We start from the raw sequence: 20,316 nt of genomic DNA on the forward strand, positions 1-20,316 counted from the left end.
ATTTATTTCCATGTAACATCGCGCTTCCTTCAGCCCACCCCAAGGAAGACACGTGACGTTCAGACGATTTAAATTCTTCTCCAAATTAGCGGCTTCTGCGCTCGTTAGCTGCGCGATGTACCTGCCCTTCGCACAATCCGCGCACGCACAGGTCGAAACGCCCAAGGCCCCCATCTACGGCGTAACGCTCGACGACCTCTCGAAGTTCAACGCGATCATCGCGTCTTTGCAAAATCTTCCGTACCGCCCGACCGTTCGAGTGGTGTTCGATCCGGGTACGACTGCGGCCGACTACTACCCGTACATCGTCAAGCTGCATCAATACGCCTACGTCATGGGCGAGATCTACGATTCGTATTATTTCCCGACGGATTTGACGACCTACACGGCCCGCGCGAAAGAACTCGTCTCGACGCTCGGCGCCAATGTAGACGTTTGGGAGATCGCGAACGAAATCAACGGAGAGTGGTTGCGCGCCAACTCCAACGGCCCGACGGCGACGGCGACGACGCAAGAACAGCAGATCGGCCAGATGGTCCAATCCGCCTACAACGTGGTGAAGGGAGCCGGCGGCAAAGTGGCCGTGACGGTGTACTACAACCAAGATCCCGCGGGCAACAATTGCTGGCAACTGCCGATGGACAACTGGCGCACGTGGCCGACGCAGTTCCTCTCGTCGACCGTACGTAACGGCGCCGATTACGCTCTGTTCAGCTACTACCCGTATCAGGATTGCCCGGGGCTGACGCCGTCGTGGAAGAACGACTTCGCGGCGCTCGAAAGCCTGTTCCCGAATGCGAAGGTCGGCTTCGGCGAAATCGGTACGTCAAGCACGTCCGCTCCCTGGTCGGTTCAGTCGAACCTGATCAAGACGTACTATCCGATGGTCGATACGCTGGGCGATCCGAAGTTTATCGGCGGCTTCTTCTGGTGGTACTACGCAGAGGAAATGCTCCCGTACTCGACGAGCCAGTACTTCCAACTGCTGCGCAACACGATCATCAATCTCAAAGCGCCGTCGTGACGCGCCGCCGTCATCGATCGCTCGCCCCATGCCGCGCCGCGGCGCGGGGCGCCAGCGTCCGGGCCAACTCGTTCGACACGTAATGCGGCCCGTCGAACAAGTAAGCCTCATACCCGCGATACGCCGCGAGTTGCGAGCGCAACTCGTCGGCGCTTGCCGCACGGAAGCCGCCGTGCTCGCTCGGGCGAAACGCCTCGGCGATAACGCGCACGCGATCGCGGCCCAATCGCCGCGAGAGCTCGTCTAGATAGCTTCGGGCCACTAGAGGCCCCCGCGCATACACCCCACACCCATCTTGGAAAAACACGCCGACGTCGCGCGGCAGCCATGTGTTCAACCAATCCGCCAGCGCCTGGCCACCCACATTCGAGCGATCGTAGACGGAAATCCATAAGGGACGCGGTAGCGTCTGCAACAACGTGCCGAGCTTCGGTGCGTCGGTCCACGTCGGGTCGACTTCGACCGGGAAGTAGTAACCGGTCACGTGCAGCGGCAGCGGCACGCGGGCAATTTGCGCCGACTCGCGCACAAGCTTATCGACATTTTCTCGTGCACGCTTTTCGTCGGCATCGCCGGCAAGCCCCAGTATCACGTTGCGCGCCCAGGGTTCGCGGCCGATGCGCGCCCAATCGGGAAGATTGGCGGCCGATTGCAGGCCGGCAATCGGCACGAACGCCGTGTCGTCGACCACAAGCCATTGCACTAGCAGCTCACGGACACCGAGCAGATGCCAATCGCCCACCGGATCGGCCGTGGCGTTATCGACTTGCCAGACGATGCCTTGCGCATGACTGTCGCCGGGCAGGTTGGCGCATGAAGCGGTGAACGCCGTCACGGCATAGGCGGCGCCGAGAACCGCCAATCGAGCTCGGCCACGACCTCGCAAAAACCGCCTCATGAGCTGCCTCCAATACGCCGCGCCGATCAGTACCAAAGCGTCAACTGAACGGCCAAGCCGCGCGCGCGAGCGGCGGATGTCAGCGGGACATGGTACTGCACCGTCAGGTCGGCATAGCTCGCCGGCGCGCTGTATCGGCCTTCGCGAAACCAAAAGCGGAACTGCACGCCCGGGCCGATACTCATTGCCGTTTCGTTTTGCTCCCTGCTGTCGTGATCGAAAATGAACGCGATATGCGGGTATACCGTTAGGTGATCGCTGATTTGGGTCACCGCCCAAGTGTGTCCGTAACGTAACTGAGAATACAAAACGTAACGGCCTTGGTGAAGAAAATAGTCGGCTTCCGCATACACTTGCCACGCTCGCCAGCTCGGTTCGGTCACGCGCAAATCGTTGCCCGCCTCCGAGGAGTAGCCTAAGCGCGCGAGCCAATCGTTTTGCGATTGACTCCCTATGCGCACCAGCCGTTCGGCACTCAATACGAGGTTCTGATCGACGAGCGGCTTATAGCGCGCGCCGATCGATCCTTGCAGCGTGGGCGCACCCGTGACGTTGCCCGAGCCGTCGTATGCCGTACCGTAGCCGCGCACGAAGAACTGCAAGATGCGCCCGTTTCGAAAGCCGATCTTAGGCGGCTGCCAATAGGCTTCGATACCCGGCTGCAAAACGCTGACCGTGCCTTGATACGAGAAAGCCGACACCTGATACGGCAAGCTGACGACGAAGCCCCACGTCCGCTCGAGTTGCTGTACCTCGCGGCGGTATCCGAAGCGCCGTTGCTCGTCGAATTCGTGCTGGTGCTCGTCGGCATCCAAGCTCGCTTCGAACATCTTCACGGCCTCGTCGTTTTGCCCGATCCGCTTAGCCGCGTAGCCGGCATCGGCGTAGTTATCCGCTTTTCCGCCGCCAAGCGCGAACCCTTGTTCGAACGCCGCGAGCGCTTGATCGTCCTTGTTTTCGCGAAGCAGGTCATAGGCATGTTGCAGCGTCTTTTGCGCTTGTTCGTCCTTCGGATCCGGCTCTTTCTGTTGCGCATAGCCGATCAATGCCGCCGCGCTCTTTTTATCGTCGTCCGACACCGCACTCGTTTGCGCGCGCTGAGCGGCCGCCAACGCACCTTGGCGATCGCCGTTGCGTAAGCGCAATTGCGCGACGCGCAGTTGAACGCCGACATCGGCGTCGTCTTCGATCGGCGCCAGCGCCTTTGCCGCTTGGTCGGGCTCATGCGTCATCAACGCGCTATCGGCCCAAGCGATCCGCAAATTGCGTTGCTGCGTTTCGTCCCACGTGCCGTGTTCAAGCGCGGCCGAAAAGTCCGCCGCAGCCTGCTCATAGCGTTGCTGCTTTTGCTGGAGAAAGCCGTGTTGCGCCAATACGCCGCCGTCCTCCGGATAACGCGCGAGCAATGCATCGGCTTGCCGGTCCGCCTCATCGATCTTGCCTTCGCGCACATAGACGTCGAGTAGCAGCAACCCCAATTGCAAGCTCGTGGGCTGCACCTTGATCGCGCGCGATGCGTAGCGCTCGGCCTGCACGAGGTCGCCCGATGCGATCGCCTTATAAGCCGCGTCGGCGAGCCGGTACGCACGCGGCGTCAATGCTTGAGGGTCGGCCCATGCAACGTTCGCATACAGTACGAGCACGGCGAAGGCCGCGAGGCCGCCGCTTCTCGCTATCGCTGGTAAGCGCCGCGCACGCCTAGATCGTGCTCGTTTCATCTCAATTCCCCCGGTTGAGCCGATTGCGGCACGCGCCCCGCGAACGCCACGCCGCCCACCGCTCGATCGAGATCGGGGCGCCGTGCGTGGCGCGCGAGTTCGGTCGAGATTTCGGCGTCGCTCGCCACGAAGTACGCGACGTTGCAGCCCGCCGCACGCTTGACGGTCTCTCGCTCGTCTTCGGTGAGGGGACTGCCGACGGCAACGTTCAACGTCCCGTCGTCCGCCGTCGAAAACGGCACGGCCCGATACGTTTGTTGTAATTCCAGCGCAAAGGCTGTTTTGAAATGTCCTGACGCCACGTTGGACAAACTCACTCTCGGCAATTCCGCTTGCTCGGCTAACGCATCGGCAAGCGTCTCCGTCCCAACGTGGTCTCCTTCGAGCAAAAGCTCGCCGAGGCGTCTGCCGCACTCGGCTTGACGCGCGAGAGAAGCATCGATTTGGGCCGCCGTGACAACGCCCCACTCGACGAGAATTTCGCCAAGCTTGCGGCGCGCCCGACCCATCTGATCGTTCGACAGGTAGGTGTGGCTCGTCTTGTCCCAAGCGATCGGCTTGCCGGTAATCAAATGGTTGATGAAGATGCGCCACGCGCGGCACACCGCCATGAAGTTGATGAGGTTGTTGACGAACAGACGCGGCAGCGACAGCATGCCCTGTAGCGCGCCGTTGAGCTTCGCGACGAAATAGAAGCGCTCGCCGAGCCGAAGCACGAGCAGGACGGTGTTGACGGCCAACAGCGGCGCGAGCGATCCGCTCACCAACCCTTCGTCGGCCTGCCCGGGCGGCGCCCATCCAGCTGCACGCAGCCCTGCGATCGAGAGATAGTTGGCGAGTACGGCATAAGCGACGATCGACACGATCGAGGTGACCATGCCTTTGCGATCACGAAAGAACATGTAGCGATCGCGCCAACTCCCCTTCCAGCCGAGCTGTTGCCATCCCTGAAACGCGATGCCGAGAATCCAACGCGTACGTTGCCGATACGCCGTCCGCAGCGTGCTCGGAAAGTACTCGCGCGTCGCGAGCAAATTGCGCCTGAGCGTCATGCGCTTGCGTCGTACCTGCTCGCGAACGACGTCGGCGATCGGGAAACGCGCGAACATTTCTTTCATACCGAGCTCGCGCAGCCGGAAGCTGAAGTCGTAGTCTTCGGTCAGCGTCGACGTATTGAACGGCTTGCCCCCGCGCTCGACCGACACCGTCTCTATCGCGCGCCGGCTGTAGCAGGACGCGACGCCGGCGCCCGGCACGATGCCCGTCAATAGTTGCCGCGACGGGATGTCCTTTTGATGCGTTTCGCTGAAATCGTCCATGTAGGTGCCGGCCACGAACTCATTCCACTTTCTCGGCAACGAGAGCACCGGTAGCTGCACTAGGTCGTGATCGACGATCGCGTAGTTGAAGTACTTCAACTCGATCGGATGGATCACGTCCTCGCAGTCGTGCATGATCACGCCGGCGAATTCGATATGGTGCGCGGTTTCGTAACGGCGAATGGCGGCGATGATCCAGTTCAGACAATCGGCCTTACATGTCGGTCCGTCGTTGAGCACTGCCGCGCGCACGACGCGCCCCGGATGCCGGCGCACCATGCGTTCGACCTCGGCCGTCGTTTCGGCATCGTTGTGATACGTGCCGGCGAAGATGATGTAGTGCTCGTACTCCATCGTCGCGAGCGTGTTCTCGATCATCTTCGCGATGACGTCGTATTCCTTCCAAGCCGGAACCATGATCGCCAAATACTGCTCGTCGAGTTCGCGCAGTGCCTGCGCATCGACACCCGTATTCGACTCTCGACGCAACATTCGTTTTATTTCGAATATCCAGTAAAAACCGTCGAGAAACAGATCGTCTACCGTACTAATGAAGATGATGATCGCCGTCGCCATGGCGACGGCGTTCAGCCCTTGCAGATAGGAACCCCATACCGATAGATCGTGCATTTTTCGTATAGTCGCTTTCACTTACCACACGAATATCGTGCGTCGAATACCGGCCTGATACCGTGCGTCGCCCCACACTGATTACACAGTCGAATAGCGAATTGCTCCAACGCTCAAGCGGAACGCAGCGCTTGCAATCCCGAAGCGATCGCATTGTGTAGCGGCAGCGCTTGCCCGACGGACTGGGTCAGCGACGAGAACGTGGCCGGCACCGTCAATAGCGAATCGACAATGCGCTCGCTCGCATGCCCATCGCCATACGGGTTCGTGGCATGAGCCATCGCGACGTATTGACTCCGATCGTCCAGCAAGCGGCCCACTTCGAAGACGATGCGCTCGGTATGCGTGCCCACGAGCCGAGCGGTACCGGCACGCACCGCTTCGGGACGCTCGGTCGTCTCGCGAGTGACGAGAACCGGCTTGCCGAGCGCCGGCGCTTCCTCTTGAATGCCGCCCGAATCGGTAATGATCAAGTGCGCCTTCGACATCAAATAGACGAACGGCAAGTAGTCTTGCGGATCGATCAAATGCACGTTCGGCTCGTCGCGCAGTACCGCGTTGACCGGCGTGCGCACGTTCGGATTCAGATGCACGGGATAAACGAGCTGCACGTCGTCGTACTTGAGCGCGATTTGCCGCAGCGCCTCGCAAAACTGCTTGAACGGATCGCCGAAGCTTTCTCGGCGATGTCCGGTCACTAGAATCAAACGGCGCGAAGGATCGAGAAACGGATAGCGCGCGGCAATCGAATCGGCGAGCGCGGTGTCTTCATCGAGCCTGCGCTTCACTTGAAGCAGCGCGTCGATCACCGTATTGCCCGTGAGAATGACCTGCGAAGCCGGCGCCCCTTCACTGAACAAGTTGTGTTTGGCTTGCTCGGTCGGGGCGAAGAGCCAAGAGGAAACGGCGTCCGTCACGCGCCGATTCAACTCTTCCGGCCATGGCGACCAAATGTTTCCGGTGCGAAGCCCCGCTTCCACGTGACCCACCGGGATGTAGCGATAGAACGCCGCAAGGCTTGCGGCAAGCGTCGTGGTCGTGTCGCCGTGCACGAGAACGGCGTCGGGCTGCCAATCGTCGTAGACCTTGCCGATCGACTGCAAAATGCCCGAAGTCAGATCGCCGAGCGTCTGGCCCTCGCGCATCAAATCGAGATCGTAATCGGGCACGATATCGAACAGCTCCAGCACTTGATCGAGCATTTGCCGATGCTGTGCGGTGACGCACACCTTCGCGTCGATGTCCGGCTCGTCGGCCAGCGCTTTGACGAGCGGCGCCATTTTGATTGCTTCGGGCCGCGTACCGAATACCGTTAAAACCTTCTTCATTTTTTCCCCGCTGATTTGGCTATGCCGATCCCCGCCGGCGCCGTTTGCTTGCAATTCGCTTGCAACCCGACAGTAAAAGATCGGCCATGGCAATGTCTGTGGGAGCTACCGCATAGGGGCAGCGCGAGCGCGTCGCCTCGGACGCGCTCTTGATCGACGTCAAATCCTCCGGTTACTTGGCCGTCGTGCCGTCCGCCCACTTGTATCCAAGCTTCGTGATGCCGGAAACGAGGCTCTTGAAGTCGCTCATTGCGGGCACTTTCAAGCTGGGCTCCAGCCAATACGGATGGAAGAAGAACGAAGCGAACCCGTCGCGCACGACGAGCGCGTACTGTGCGTTCGTCAATACTTGCTGCCAGGTGTACGCCACGCACGAGAACGGATCGACATTGCAGATGTTGTACTGGATGCTGCCGAGGTTTTCGGGGACGATCCGCTCGCCGTAGTAATCCTGATTGATGATGTACGGGAAGAATTGACCCGCCGAGAAATCCTGATTGGCCGCGCCCGTGCCGATTTGCGGATCCGTCGCGGTGTAGTAGACCGCCCGCTGAAACGACGTAGAGAATTCCGCTGCCGCTGCTTGCGAGGCAAGCGGTGACATCTGGTATTGCGGAGCACCCCAGCCGGCTACCTTATAGCCACTGTTAGTGAACTCGGCCAAGCCATCTTGCATCCGCCCTGCCGCCCACTGCTCGGAGTCTTCATCCACCGGCCGGTTCTGCACCATGTACCAGAACTCGTAGTCGTTGCCCGACACGGCGTTCTGGACGTTCGGCGTCGAATCGTATTGGTGCGTTTCTCCGTGCATGACGATCGAGCCGCCTCGTGCGATTGCATAGTTGAGGGCCGATTTCAATCCGGTGGCTTGCGCAAGGTGAATCGTCTCAGGCACGCCGCCGTTGTAGTACCCGTTCGGATCCGTGTAGACCGGGATCGTCGCCATCGTGAACGGGATCTTCAAGCTGTAGAGATAGTTGGTCAGCTGCTGCATCGAACTCGTCGTGGTATAAGCGTCGAGATCCTCCAACCGCACCAGCGCGCGATGATTGACCGGCGCGCCCGTATTGAGGATGTCGTGCAGCATGTCGCAAATCACGAGATACCGATCGGTCGGGCCGATGTACGAGAACGGCATGTCGGCGAAATACCAGAAGTTGCCCGATCTCATCACGTAAGGTGCCGTTGCGCCCGTCTTGCTGTTCGTGATCGTCACGAGCGATTGCGCCAACGCGGCATTGGCCACCGAGGTGAGGCCCATGTCGGGATCGGCGCTGACGGTACCCGTCGAAGCGTCGTACGCGTAGTACTTCACCATCGACATGTTCTTGTAGGAGACCGTATCGTAGAAACCCGGATTGGGGTTGCTGGACGACGGCTGTGCGTTGAGCCCTGCCAAACCGAGGAAGTTGATGCCGTACGTTTGCGTGAACGTATAGGCGGAATTCCAAGCCACTTCCCATAGGTTGTACTTGAACCAGACCACGGTATTTTTCGCGGTCATGACGTCGCTCATGAACGCGGTGGGCAACGGATTGTTGTAGTAGTCGCCGATATAGAACGTCGCCGTGGTCGCATTAATCTGGCCCGCGGTGTAGTTCTGCACGGGCTCGATCGTCACCGTGGTATTGAAGTGTCCGAGCAAGTTGCGCAGCATGATCGCGTACATCAGGCCGAGCTTGGAATACGGGTCGTTTTGCGGATTGTCGTAGAGAATCAGCGTACTCGCGGTCGTGGCTTGCGCGCGAGCGATGCCGGGCATCGCTAGTTGCGCGAATCCCATCAACAGCGCGACGATCAGGATGATCTTTTTCATGTCCGGTCTCCCCTAGTCGCGCTCGACCGTGCCGCCGACGCGTTTGACGGTATTCAGTTGAAACTTGGGACGACCCGTTTCTTTATAAGCGTCGTTCCAATCTTTTTTCGACATGCCAGGCTGAACTTTCACGTTCCCGGAAAGGATCGGCCGAGGCGGCACCTTGTAACTCGATGCGGGATTTGCGGTTTGTGCCTTGGCTGCATGCATGGATAAAGCGCCGCAAAGCGCAATCGATAAAGCGAGGCCCATTGCAATCGGCGTGACTTTGCGAGGGCGGTGTTCAATATGGCGGACGGGCATAGCCGGCTCCTTCTTGTTCGTCCGCGCGCGGCCTCGGCGGCGAACGGGTTTTGGACGTGCAGTACCGTCGCGATGCTCGGGGGAACATCGCGAGGGCTTTCTCAAGTTTGATCAGCACGGGACGGACAAGGCGAAGGGGGTTCGCGCATGACTCGTTACCCTGCGTTATCAGCATGCACGGTTAAGCGAGTTCTCGCGCGCTCAAAAAGTATGAAAGTGTCAGGTGGCGCACACTGTATCGTTCGGCATCCGTGATAGCGCAGTTGATATGTTGATAATTTCTTATTCTTAATTCGTCGATATTGCGCCGCGAAACTCGACATCGATATTTCGTCGTACCACGAAACGTCGGCGCCGACATGCTGCTAGCATCGTCGGCATGAACTCAAACCATGCCCCCGCCCCTTTTTCACCCACTGTCGCGCGCGTGCTTGCGACCGTTAGCGCCGCATTCGTCGTCACGCAACTCGACGTCACCATCGTCAATATCGCGCTGCCGAGCATCGGCGCGCAATTGCACGCGCAGGTCTCCGTCCTACAGTGGATCGTCGATGCCTACACGCTTGCGTTCGCGGTATTGATGCTGTCGGCCGGCGTGCTGGGCGATCGCTTCGGAGCGCGAAGGTTGTTCGCGGCCGGCCTCGCCCTGTTTGCCGTCGCCTCGCTGGGCTGCGGAATCGCGCCCAACGCGAGCGCGCTCGTCGCGGCGCGCGCCATACAAGGCATCAGCGCCGCGGCGATGCTGCCCAATTCCCTCGCGCTGCTCAATCGCGCATCCCGCCACGATCCGCATTTACGGGCGCGCGCCGTCGGTTTGTGGACCGCTTCCGGCGCCATATCCATCGCGGCGGGGCCAGTGCTCGGCGGCATCCTGATTGCAAATTGGGGCTGGCGCAGCATCTTCTTGGTCAACGTGCCGATCTGCCTGGCGGGACTCGTCGCCACGTACGCGTGGATTCCCCGTCGCGACGACCAAGCTCACATGCCCCGCACGCCGGTCGGCATCGATTTGCCCGGGCAGTCCATCGCAGTCATCGCGCTGACCGCATTCACAGGCGCGGTCATCGAGATGCGCCCCCTCGGCCCGAGTCACCCCTTGATCGTCGGCGCGCTCATCGCCTCGGTGCTCGCGGCACTCGCGTTCGTGGCGGTGGAGGCGCGTAGCCGGGCGCCGATGGTGCCGCTCTCGCTGCTACGCGACAAGACGTTTAGCGCGGCGGTAGCCTTCGGCGTCTGCGTGAACATGGCCTATTACGGCACCGTATTCGTGCTGAGCCTGTTCTTGCAACGCGTGCGCGCCGAGACGCCGCTGCAAGCCGGACTCGCCTTCTTGCCGCTTACCGGGGGGTTCTTGATATCCAACATCGCCAGCGGCTGGGTGGTGGCGCGCTATGGCCCGCGCCGGCCGATGATGATCGGCGCGCTCGTCGGTGCGCTCGGCTACGCGTTGTTGCACTTCACGCAAGCGAATACGCCACTGCTTGCGCTGCTCGTACCGTTTCTATTGATCCCGGCCGGCATGGGCCTTGCCGTGCCCGCAATGACGACGGCCGTGCTCGCATCGGTCGAACACAAGCGATCCGGCACCGCCTCCGCACTGCTCAACACCGCGCGTCAAGCCGGCGGCGCGGTCGGGGTGGCTGCGTTCGGGGCACTGGCGAGCGGCGCCGGTGCGGCGTCCGTGGTCTCGGGTACGAGGATATCGGCGGCCGTGGCGGCAGGGTTGCTCGTCGCAGGGCTCGGGCTTGCGAGCTTCGTCCATCCCACGGCACACGCGCGCTCAAGCACCGATAACGAGGCGCAGCGGGAGAGTTCGGGCCGATAGTCGGGCTCGAGGGGCAACGCGAGCGCCGCGGAAGCGGCGCGACGCTCGCCCTGTTTCGCGAATGCAACCGCTACAGTGTCGCGTTTTGGATAGCGCCGGTATCAAGGGCGCGTTCGATAAGGCCTTCGTCTAACGCCTTGCGTATAGCATCCGAGATCAGTTGCTCGGGCGCGGCCATCTCCGCCTTCAACGAACCGATTAGTCCGGACGCATCGAAGATCACTAGGGTTTCGGCCGAATCGTCACGGCTGATGATGACGCGATGCTTGGACTCTCCCTCGCCCAGGCTCGCGCAAAAGTGCATCGCACGTCCGTCGATCTGCTGCTCGAAGCTCTGAATCATCCGCGGGCCCTCCTTCACGCACAAACACCTGACATCGGCAAGCAAGGATCGTGCGCGATATCGACGGGGCGAGTCGCGAATCGTCTGGCGCCTAGAGCGACGGCCGTCTCGGGGTGCGCGCGGCGTCGATGCTCGCACCGCCGGCCCCAGTCACCATGAGCAGCAAAAACCCGCCGGCGATGCCGATGTTTTTCCAAAAATGGATGACCATATCGTGCTCGAGCGCGGCACTCGTCACATTCCAGAAATCGTGGCCCATCACGGCGGTGGCGACGGTATAAACGGCCATGACGAGCCCGAGCGGACGAATCAGAAAACCGACGATCAGCATGAGACCGCCGATCACTTCCACGGCGGTTGCGATCGCTGCCGCGATTTGCACGAACGGTACGCCCTTCGCTTGCAGGTAGCCGACAAACGCGCCGTAGCCGAGCACTTTCATCACGCCCGACCATAGAAACAACACCGAGAGCGCCAAACGTGCAATGAGAATGATTCCCGAATCAGCGGCACGCGTCATGAATCCGAACCTCCTAGTCCATAAAAAAGACAGCGCGCGATGAACGCGCGCGGACGTCGAAGGTCAGGATATGCGCTACGGCCCGGATTTCCAAGCGCCGATGTGCTCGGCCCTTAACCGGCGAGCGCGCTAGGGGGCGATTTGCTCCATGCCCTGCCGGCTTGCATTGCCCGAGCGCTCGCACTCCGGAGCGGCACGCGGATGACGCTGCGAAGGGGATTCGTCGCGCAGCCCGCTCGAGTTGAGGAGCCGATATAGCGTGGCGCGAGAAATGCCGAGTTCGATCGCGGCACTCGAAAGACTGTAGGCGTGGCGCGCGAGCGCATCGCGAACGGCCGCGCGCTCGGCATCGCAGCGGATCTCGGCCAGCGTACGGCCGGCTTTCGATTCCATGCCCGGCAGGCCTAAATCCGACGCCGTGATGAAGCGCCCCTCGGCCATCACCACGGCGCGGCGCACGCAATTGATCAGTTCGCGCACGTTCCCGGGCCAGCAATAGTTGAACATCGCCGAAATCGCATCGCTCGAGAATCCGCGGATCTTTCGTGCGCCGTCGCGGCGATAGAGTTCGAGCGCATGCTGAGCGAGCAGCTTGATATCGCCGCCGCGCTGGCGCAACGGCGGCTCGTCGAGACGCAAGACGCACAACCGATGGAAAAGGTCCATCCGGAACCGGCCCGTTTCGATCGCCGCCATCAAATCGACGTGCGTGGCGGAGACGATACGTACATTGACTTTGATCGGTCCGGAGCCGCCGAGCCGCTCGATCGTGCCTTCCTGCAAGAATCGCAAGAGAACGGCCTGACATTCGTGCGGCATGTCGCCGATCTCGTCGAGAAACAGCGTGCCGCCGTCGGCCGCTTCGATACGACCGATCTTCTTTTGCAAGGCCCCCGTGAACGCGCCGCGCTCATGGCCGAACAATTCCGATTGCAACAGAGAAGGCGGGATGGCCGCGCAATTGATCGCGACAAACGGTGTTTTCGTGCGAGAGGAGCGATCGTGAATGGCCCGCGCCGTCAATTCCTTGCCCGTGCCCGATTCGCCCGCGATAAAAACGGGCGCTTCGTTACGCGCGCACTTGTCCACGCCGCGGTTCAGTTGCTGCATGGCCTCGCATTGCCCGATCATCGTGCTATTCACCGCTAGCGGCTTCGCGCGGCTGGCGGTATCGCGCAACGACCACAAGCCGTCGGCATGCCCCATCAAGATGGTCAACCGTTCGTCATGGCAGGGCAAGGTCACGAAATCGAAGCAGAAATCGAGAATGAAGCGGCGGACTGGGGGATCTTCGGCTTGTCCCGGACGCACCTCGGCGATCCAAGCCACATCCGTATCAGCAATGCACGACTCGAGTTCGGCCAGTTGCTGCGAGCTGCACTCGGCCGGCAATTGAACGAGGCCGACATGGATCGCGCCGCGTTCGACGGTCCGCTGCACTTGCTGCGGTGTCTTCGCGTGGACAACGTTCCACCCCGTCGACACCAGCCAATCGACAGTCTCCGGGTCCGGCTTAAGCGAAACCAGAAGAACAGTGCGTTCCGCGCGCAGCGGATGAAAACCAGTACTCATGTATTGCCCCCGTATCGATACGCGAGTTTCCTCAGCCAGACTATCTCGGCGAATCGAAGCCATTTTTGATTTCCGTCAGTGTTTTTGCGGCGCTACGCACGCCTCAGTCACCCGATTGAAATCGCGTCGGCACGCCGTCTCATGCAGCGTTGCCAGCCATCACGCATTGATATGCATCAAATACGACGCTCGGTTGCCTCGGCCGAATCGTCGTACCGAATTGCACACCCCCACCTCGGAATCTCTCAAAGCGTCGGGTTCGTTGCGTCCCGTGCTGTATTTCGTTATGCAATGCAACATAGCCCTGAACCTTACGAATTACTATAGGAAAAAACGCCATCGGGCCGAATACGGAGTCGCAGTAGTTCTTACCGTTATCTGTTGGCGAGCGATCATTTCCGCGACGACAGCGCCCGACTCTAGGCTTACCGCGCGTCCAAAAGGTATCGTCTCACCGATGACACATCCCCGACGTAGGCGTTTTTCACAAGGTCGCGCGTGTCTATTCCTCAGATTGGATAGCCCCGGCAATTACGGGCCGCTGCCTCCGACAACGCATTCGCTGCACCGCGGCAATCCTTATCGCACGGGCGAACGTCCGTGCGATATCGCCGGAATCAAAGCGTTATCGTCAGTCGCAATGTTTCAGTAACGAAACATCCCCCTTTCCAAAGCCGCCAAAAAGCGCGCAACGCGTTGCGACGTTCCTTGACCCGCAACGGTTTGCAGCCCGATGGCATACCCATTGCCTTATTGCCCTCGCAATCGAATTCGCCGCAATTGCAGACGCCTCACCGGATTGCGGCAACGAACTTCGGCAAAGAGCCGGCGACATAGTGCGCCGGCTAAGCGCCGGGGAAACGACGAGGCCGTCGCGCCGCTATGCGAGCGATGCGGACATACGAGCGAGGTGCCCCGTCTAGGTCGTCGTCCTTAGGGCGACTAAGTATGTCGCGGTCATTTATGAACGGCCGCGGCGTTTTTGGTTGATTTCAACCTCTCCATCGGGGGCAATTATGAGCAAGTTTCAACGTTTCTTGCGCGAAGAAGACGGTGCGGCCGCTATCGAATACGGTCTGCTGGCGGGTCTGATCTCGGTCGCGATCATCACGACGGTCACGCTGATCGGCACGAATTTGAATACCGTTTTCGGCTACGTCCAGACCGCTTTGTCCGGCGTGAAAGCCCCCTGATCGCGCGGCGACGATCTCGAGCGCCTCGTCGCGCTCGAGATTCTGCGAGATTTCAACCATCAGGGGGGAAGCATGAACAAGCTTCGGCAGTTCTTGCGCCAAGAAGAAGGGGCGGCGGCAATCGAATACGGTCTGCTCGCCGGTCTGATCGCAGTGGCGATCGTTGTAACGGTCGGGCTGATCGGTACCAATCTGAATACGGTGTACGGGTACGTCAGCACGGCGCTGGGCGCCATCGCCGCGCCTTGAAGCCGGTCCTGAAAGGGACCCAGCGCTTCGCCTCATGTGCCGAACGCCATGCCCTCGCCCGCCTCAAGTGCGTCGCGGCGGCACCGGAAGGCGACAGGTTGCGAAGCGCCCTATCGAATTCATAAGCGTCATTGCGACGAACGGGGAATGCAATGAATACCGTCCTCTTTCCTACCGGCCCATGCGTCGTGGCGCTCGTCGTGGTGGCCATGTCGTACGACCTGCACGCACGCCGTATCCCGAACTGGCTCGTGGGAACGGCCTTGGTCCTGGCGCTACCGATCGAGATCGTCGCCAACGGGTTGCCGATCGGTCCGATCTGGTGGCTAACCGGCGCGTTGACCGGCGGCTTGCTCTTCATGCCCGGGTATCTGATTCGCATGCTCGGCGCCGGCGACGTCAAGCTGATGGCCGCAGTCGGCGCGCTGATGGGACCGCGGGGCGCGCTCGAGGCCGTGTTGGCGGCAACGGTGGTGGGCGGAGCGATCTCGTTCGTCGCGCTGCTGCAAAAGCGCCGGTTGCGCAAAGGCGTGGCAAGCGCGATGTCGATACTGATCACGATGTCGGCCGACGATACGCCGGATCCGGCCGAAAGGAAGCATGCCCTCGGGTCAGCGGTCGGTTCGCTCCCGTACGGCATCGCGATTGCGATCGGTTCCGTGATCGCGATCGCCGCGAATGCGTAGCTGAGCCTGAGAGAAAACGAGGTAGCGAGATTCGATTAAACGGGGGCCGGGAGGGTCGATCGAAGCCGAGCCGAGCGCGGGTGCGCCGGTCGAGAAGCCGAGACGACATTGAAAAACGAGAAGCCGCGTGCGGGAGGAAAACGCGGACGCGTAAGGGCAGCGGCTCACGCAGGCAAAGACGTGCGAGAGCAGTTGTCCGGTCTATCGCACGCCGAGAGGCGAGCTTATTCGGGGGAAGTGCAATGAGCAAGAACGTCAAACGAACCGCCTCGCGCGGTCACGCCAAACGAAGCGCGTACGAATCGTACGTGCGAGCGACGCGGGCCAACGCCTCGTTGCATGACTCCCCCGAGCTTTGATGCTTAAACGACGCGGCGACGCCGCACGGGAAAACGCTTGATACACGCCGCCTCGACGCGCTACTCCGGCAACTTCGAATGCCGCTCGCGCTGACAAGCAACCGATAGGTGAACGACATGAAAAACCTTCGCGCATTGATGATGCTTCTGATTGCCGCTGCGGCCGGATTGACCGCCGTCGTCTTCGCATCGCGTTGGATGATGGCGCAAAACTCGAACGCGACGACCAAAGTGGTCGTGGCAACCGCCGATATCGACCTCGGGCAGCGCATCTCGCCCGAATTCATCAAAACCATCGACTGGCCGTCGGGCAGCGTTCCGCCGGGCGCCTTTCACGACATCGGCAAGGTCGACGGCCGCGTGCTCAAGGAAAGCGCGATGCGCGGCGAGCCGATCTTGGACGCGAAACTCTCGCCGGAAGGTTCGACGGGAGGATTGTCGGCCGTCATCGATCCCGGCAAACGCGCAATCACCGTCCGGGTGAACGACGTCATCGGCGTCGCGGGTTTCGCGCTGCCCGGCAACTACGTCGACATCATCGTCAACACGCAGAAAGAGTCGAACGTGCAGAGCGTCCAGAACGATCAAAAGATCTCGAAGATCGTTCTCGAGCACATCCTCGTGCTGGCCGTCGCGCAAGAAGCCGGCCGCGACGAGACGAAGCCGAAAGTCGTCGATGCCGTCACGCTCCAAGTGACGCCCGACCAGGCCGAGAAGATCGACCTCGCACGCAGCATCGGCACGCTGTCGCTCGTGTTGCGCAACCAAGTCGATCCGCAAGACCCGAATACGGACGGCGCAACGCGCGCCTCGCTGCTCAAGCTGCCGCAACCGCCGGCGCCCGTCCGCCCGGCGCCCGTCAAGGTCGCCGTGCATCACGAAGCCGCGCCACGCGACTGCGTTCACGTAATCGATGGCTCGAGCAACACGCAAGAATGCTTTTAACCGCCGACCGAAGGTTCGTTCGGGCTGCTAACTAAACGACTAACGCAAGCAAGCAGCGACCGCACGAAGGACCGTAACGACTCGATAACGCACGCGCCGCCGAACAACTATGCGGCCCGCAAGCGAAATTGGCATCACTTATTGCATCACCGGGGGAACGACATGAAGACTCAATCCGAACGCCTCAGCCGAGCAACGCGGCACACCCGCGCTCGCCCTCATCCGGTTTCCGGCGTACGCCTTTCGAAGACGCGGATGTGCGGCATCGCCGGCGCGCTGTTCTTCAGCATGATGACGCACGTACAAGCGCAGCCGGCGGTAGCCGCGGCAACGGCAGCAGCAGCGGCTGCCGCCGCTGCGCCGCAAGCCGCGACGCGCGCCATGCCGTTCGCCGAGCACGGTCCGAATTGCGTAGGCGATGTGGCGATGCACACTTCCGTCGTCGTTCCGCTCGGCAAATCGACGATGGTCGCGCTGCCCGAGCCTGTACGCGCACGCACCGTCGGCAATCCGTCCGTCGTGCAAGCGATGCTCGTATCGCCGCGCACGTTGTACCTGCTCGGGTCGGACATCGGCTCGACGAACATGATCGTGCAAGGACGCAGCGGCTCGTGCAGCATCATCGACGTCGTCGTGGGCGCGGACACGAGCGGCTTGCAGCAGGCCATCGCCCAACTGATGCCCGGCGAAACAGGCGTCAAGGTTCAAGCCGCCGCCGATACGATCGTGCTGACGGGGATCGTATCCGACGCGGTCAAGGCGCAACGCATCCTCGAAATTGCCAACGCGTTCGCACAGCGTCCGCAGACGCCGCTGGCGACCCAAGGGCACAACGGCGCCGCGTTGGCTTCCGCCGCACCGGCGGCCGCGGCGGCCCCGACCTCGTCGGGCCCTACGCCGCTGCACATCATCGACATGATGCATATCGCCGCGCCGCAACAGGTCATGCTCGAGGTCAAGGTCGCCGAGGTGTCGAAAACCCTGATCAACGAGCTCGGCGCGATGCCGAACCTTCAAGGGGCGTTCGGCAGTTGGAACGTCGGCTTGCTGGCGGATTTCCTCTCGGGCGGCATGAGCGCGCTGACGATCGCGAAATCCAACAACAAGCCGCTGAGCTTGCTGCTCGACGCCGAGCACGACGATCAGCTCGTCAAGATGCTCGCGCAACCGACGCTGATGGCCATCAGCGGCCAAGAAGCGAGCTTCCTCGCCGGCGGCAAAGTGTTCATTCCCGTGCCGCAGAGCAATAACAGCAACGGCTCGCAGACGATCATTCTGCAAGAAGAGCGCTTCGGTATCGGCCTCGTGTTCACGCCGACGGTGCTCGAAAACGGGCGGATCAATCTGAAGGTCGCACCCGAAGTCTCCGAGCTGTCTCCCACGGGCGTAACCGTCACGGCATCGAACAGCAACAATACGTCGATTTTGCCGCTGATCACGACCCGCCGCGCCTCGACGACGGTGCAGCTCAACGACGGCCAAAGCTTCGCGATCGGCGGCCTGCTCAAGGACAACATCACGGGCACGATCAAAGCGATTCCGGGCGTAGGCGAGTTGCCGATCCTCGGCGCGCTCGCACGCAGCACGAACTACCAGAACGATAAGACCGAACTCGTCTTCGTCGTCACGCCTCACCTGGCGAAGCCGCTGCCGCCGAACTATCCGTTGCCGACCGACCACTTCGGGCAAGTCAGCGAAGGCGGCATCTACGCGACCGGCAACATGGAAGGGCACGCTCCCGCCAAACCGGCCACGCCGGCGCCCGCGCCGAGCGCACCGGCGGCTCCCGTCAGCGCCCTGCCCGCGCCGTCGGCGCCCGCTACGCCCGCCGCGGCCGCGCAGCCCGACACTGCCCCCTCGCCCGACGCGAAGGCCGCGCCCGACGCCAGCGTGCAACCCGTTGCCACGGCCGATCCGGTGGCCACGCCGCTGCCCGATGCGCCGGCCAAGCTCGCCGAAGACCAAACGCAACCGGCCACGCATTAACGGCCGACGAGACACGATCCAAAACATCGGAGATCGACATGAAGATCCAACACATCGCCCTTCGCCTCGCGCTCATCGCGGCCGGCTGCGCAGCCCTGAACGGCTGCCTCAGTTCCACCCCGGTGTGGGACCACACCTTCGGCAACTCGATGCACACCGTCGCGGCCATGCAGACCCTCAATCCGAACGCAGCGGCCAACGAAGACCCGGTCATCGGTGTCGACGGCACCGCCGCGACGGCCGCGCAGCAAAACTACGGCAAGTCGTTCCTCACGCCGCCCCCGCCGGTCAACGTTCTCACGATCGGCGTGGGCAGCTCCAGCGGCGCGAGCAACTGATACGCGCCGCCACGATACGCCCAACGCCGCCCAGCGGTATTACGAGGTAATCCCATGCTCGACATTCTGTTGATCTCGTCGGACGAGGAGCGCGCAGGCCGGATCGCCGCCCTCGTCGCACAGGAAAACACCGGCCATTGTCTTCGTACGATCCGCGCCGGTGCTTCGCGGCTTGGCGAATATCGAGAAAGTGCGCAGAAAGCCGACCTGCTCATCATCGACGACCTGCATCTGGCACAGCGCGATCTGGCTGCCGTCGAGGCGATCGCCGCCAGCGCACCGAGGCTCAGTTGCCTGCTCGTCACTCCGTCGCTTTCGCAAGAGTGGCTCGTGGCGGCGATGCGCGCGGGCGTGCGCCATGTTCTCTCATGGCCGATCGACGAAGCATCGTTCGCCGCGGAGTTGTCGCTGATCGGCGAAAAGAAATCCGCAGGCACGGGCCGCGAGAGCCGGATGCTGTCGTTCGTTTCGCCTCGCGGCGGAAGCGGCACCACGTTGGTGACGGTCAACCTGGCCTACGCGCTGGCGCGCGAGCGCGGCAAGCGCACGCTGCTGATCGATTTGAGCCGCCAGTTCGGAGACGCGCATTTAATGCTGGCGGATAAACCACCCGCAGCGACGCTCGTCGACGTGTGCTCTCAATTCGAGCGTCTCGACGGCGCGTTTTTCGACACCTGCGCCATGCACGTGCATCCGAACCTGGATGTGCTCGCAGGCGCGAGCGATCCGATCAAAGCGGCCGACATTAGGCCGGCGCAGGTCGAGCGCTTGTTCTCGCTCGTGATCCCGCGGTACGACGCGGTGCTCGTCGACCTCGGCCGATCCGTCGATCCCGTGTCGATGCTCGCGCTCGATCGCAGCAGCGATATCGGCGTCGTCCTGCGTCAAAGCATTCCGCACCTGCATACGGGCCGACGGCTTGTCGACATTTTGCGCGAGCTCGGTTACCCGGGCACCAAGCTTCGACTCTTGCTCAACGAATACGACAAGAGCGCAACCGTGGATATCGACACGCTCGAGCAAGCGCTCGGGCTGCGCATCGCGCACCGGCTTCCTCGTGACGACAAGCATGCGATCCAAGCGGTCGACCAAGGCGCGCCGCTGCTCGAAGTGGCCAAAGCGAGCGCGCTCGCGAAAAGCATCGACGCCTTGGCGGACTTGCTGTGGCCGCAGCAGACTGAAACGGCGACGAGCATGTTCTCCCGCCTGTTCGCTTCCAAGCCGGCGGCCGCGCCCCTGCGTGCGCTGAAAGCCGAATCCTGAA

General features: G+C 61.7%; 17 protein-coding genes. 9 read left to right on the forward strand and 8 right to left on the reverse strand.

Going from position 1 to position 20,316, the window contains the following annotated elements:
• The first annotated feature begins 115 nt into the window (after positions 1–115).
• Positions 116–1,024 carry a hypothetical protein gene (locus AB1286_RS28000; protein ID WP_430367349.1) on the forward strand — a complete coding sequence of 303 codons (909 nt, stop codon included), beginning with the start codon at positions 116–118 and terminating at the stop codon, positions 1,022–1,024.
• 10 nt (positions 1,025–1,034) lie between these two features.
• On the opposite strand, the gene AB1286_RS28005 is transcribed toward AB1286_RS28000, so the two are convergent.
• The 5 genes from AB1286_RS28005 to AB1286_RS28025 form a co-directional block, all read right to left on the reverse strand.
• A complete protein-coding gene (locus AB1286_RS28005) occupies positions 1,035–1,922 on the reverse strand; it encodes a hypothetical protein (protein WP_430366452.1) in 888 nt (295 codons plus the stop codon).
• Between the two features lie 26 nt (positions 1,923–1,948).
• Positions 1,949–3,640 (reverse strand): NfrA family protein, encoded by a 1,692-nt coding sequence (locus AB1286_RS28010; RefSeq protein ID WP_430366453.1) that lies wholly within the window; start codon positions 3,638–3,640, stop codon positions 1,949–1,951.
• Positions 3,637–5,589, reverse strand: coding sequence for a glycosyl transferase family protein (locus AB1286_RS28015; RefSeq protein WP_430366454.1), 1,953 nt, complete (start codon positions 5,587–5,589; stop codon positions 3,637–3,639). Before AB1286_RS28015 ends, AB1286_RS28010 begins: the two co-directional genes overlap by 4 nt.
• 113 nt (positions 5,590–5,702) lie before the next feature.
• Positions 5,703–6,917, reverse strand: a complete 1,215-nt coding sequence (gene wecB / locus AB1286_RS28020; RefSeq protein WP_430366455.1) for a non-hydrolyzing UDP-N-acetylglucosamine 2-epimerase — start codon at positions 6,915–6,917, stop codon at positions 5,703–5,705.
• Between the two features lie 172 nt (positions 6,918–7,089).
• Positions 7,090–8,733 (reverse strand): DUF2334 domain-containing protein, encoded by a 1,644-nt coding sequence (locus AB1286_RS28025; RefSeq protein WP_430366456.1) that lies wholly within the window; start codon positions 8,731–8,733, stop codon positions 7,090–7,092.
• Between the two features lie 682 nt (positions 8,734–9,415).
• On the opposite strand from AB1286_RS28025, the gene AB1286_RS28030 reads away from it, so the two are divergent.
• A complete protein-coding gene (locus tag AB1286_RS28030) occupies positions 9,416–10,861 on the forward strand; it encodes an MFS transporter (protein WP_430366457.1) in 1,446 nt (481 codons plus the stop codon).
• 70 nt (positions 10,862–10,931) lie between these two features.
• On the opposite strand, the gene AB1286_RS28035 is transcribed toward AB1286_RS28030, so the two are convergent.
• From AB1286_RS28035 to AB1286_RS28045, 3 genes are all read right to left on the reverse strand, one after another.
• Positions 10,932–11,204 (reverse strand): hypothetical protein, encoded by a 273-nt coding sequence (locus AB1286_RS28035; protein ID WP_430366458.1) that lies wholly within the window; start codon positions 11,202–11,204, stop codon positions 10,932–10,934.
• A gap of 91 nt (positions 11,205–11,295) precedes the next feature.
• Positions 11,296–11,724: a DoxX family protein gene (locus AB1286_RS28040; protein ID WP_430366459.1), complete on the reverse strand. Its 429-nt coding sequence runs from the start codon at positions 11,722–11,724 to the stop codon at positions 11,296–11,298.
• A gap of 129 nt (positions 11,725–11,853) precedes the next feature.
• On the reverse strand, positions 11,854–13,296 hold the full coding sequence (locus tag AB1286_RS28045) for a sigma 54-interacting transcriptional regulator (protein WP_430366460.1): 1,443 nt from the start codon (positions 13,294–13,296) through the stop codon (positions 11,854–11,856).
• A gap of 1,016 nt (positions 13,297–14,312) precedes the next feature.
• Here AB1286_RS28045 and AB1286_RS28050 point away from each other — a divergent pair.
• From AB1286_RS28050 to AB1286_RS28080, 7 genes are all read left to right on the forward strand, one after another.
• On the forward strand, positions 14,313–14,489 hold the full coding sequence (locus AB1286_RS28050) for a Flp family type IVb pilin (RefSeq protein WP_420823402.1): 177 nt from the start codon (positions 14,313–14,315) through the stop codon (positions 14,487–14,489).
• Positions 14,490–14,561: 72 nt separating this feature from the next.
• A complete protein-coding gene (locus AB1286_RS28055; RefSeq protein WP_430366461.1) occupies positions 14,562–14,738 on the forward strand; it encodes a Flp family type IVb pilin in 177 nt (58 codons plus the stop codon).
• Between the two features lie 152 nt (positions 14,739–14,890).
• The gene (locus tag AB1286_RS28060) at positions 14,891–15,424 is read left to right on the forward strand and encodes an A24 family peptidase (RefSeq protein ID WP_430366462.1); all 534 of its coding nucleotides are present in this window, start codon (positions 14,891–14,893) and stop codon (positions 15,422–15,424) included.
• Positions 15,425–15,900: 476 nt separating this feature from the next.
• The gene (cpaB, locus tag AB1286_RS28065; RefSeq protein WP_430366463.1) at positions 15,901–16,728 is read left to right on the forward strand and encodes a Flp pilus assembly protein CpaB; all 828 of its coding nucleotides are present in this window, start codon (positions 15,901–15,903) and stop codon (positions 16,726–16,728) included.
• 162 nt (positions 16,729–16,890) lie between these two features.
• Entirely contained in the window at positions 16,891–18,714 is a 1,824-nt protein-coding gene (locus AB1286_RS28070; protein WP_430366464.1) for a type II and III secretion system protein family protein, read from the forward strand.
• A 38-nt stretch (positions 18,715–18,752) separates the two neighbouring features.
• Positions 18,753–19,052 (forward strand): hypothetical protein, encoded by a 300-nt coding sequence (locus AB1286_RS28075; protein WP_430366465.1) that lies wholly within the window; start codon positions 18,753–18,755, stop codon positions 19,050–19,052.
• A gap of 54 nt (positions 19,053–19,106) precedes the next feature.
• Positions 19,107–20,315, forward strand: coding sequence for an AAA family ATPase (locus AB1286_RS28080; protein WP_430366466.1), 1,209 nt, complete (start codon positions 19,107–19,109; stop codon positions 20,313–20,315).
• Position 20,316 lies beyond the last annotated feature (1 nt).

Source organism: Trinickia sp. NRRL B-1857 (assembly GCF_050470685.1).
In the GTDB taxonomy this organism is placed as follows: domain Bacteria; phylum Pseudomonadota; class Gammaproteobacteria; order Burkholderiales; family Burkholderiaceae; genus Trinickia.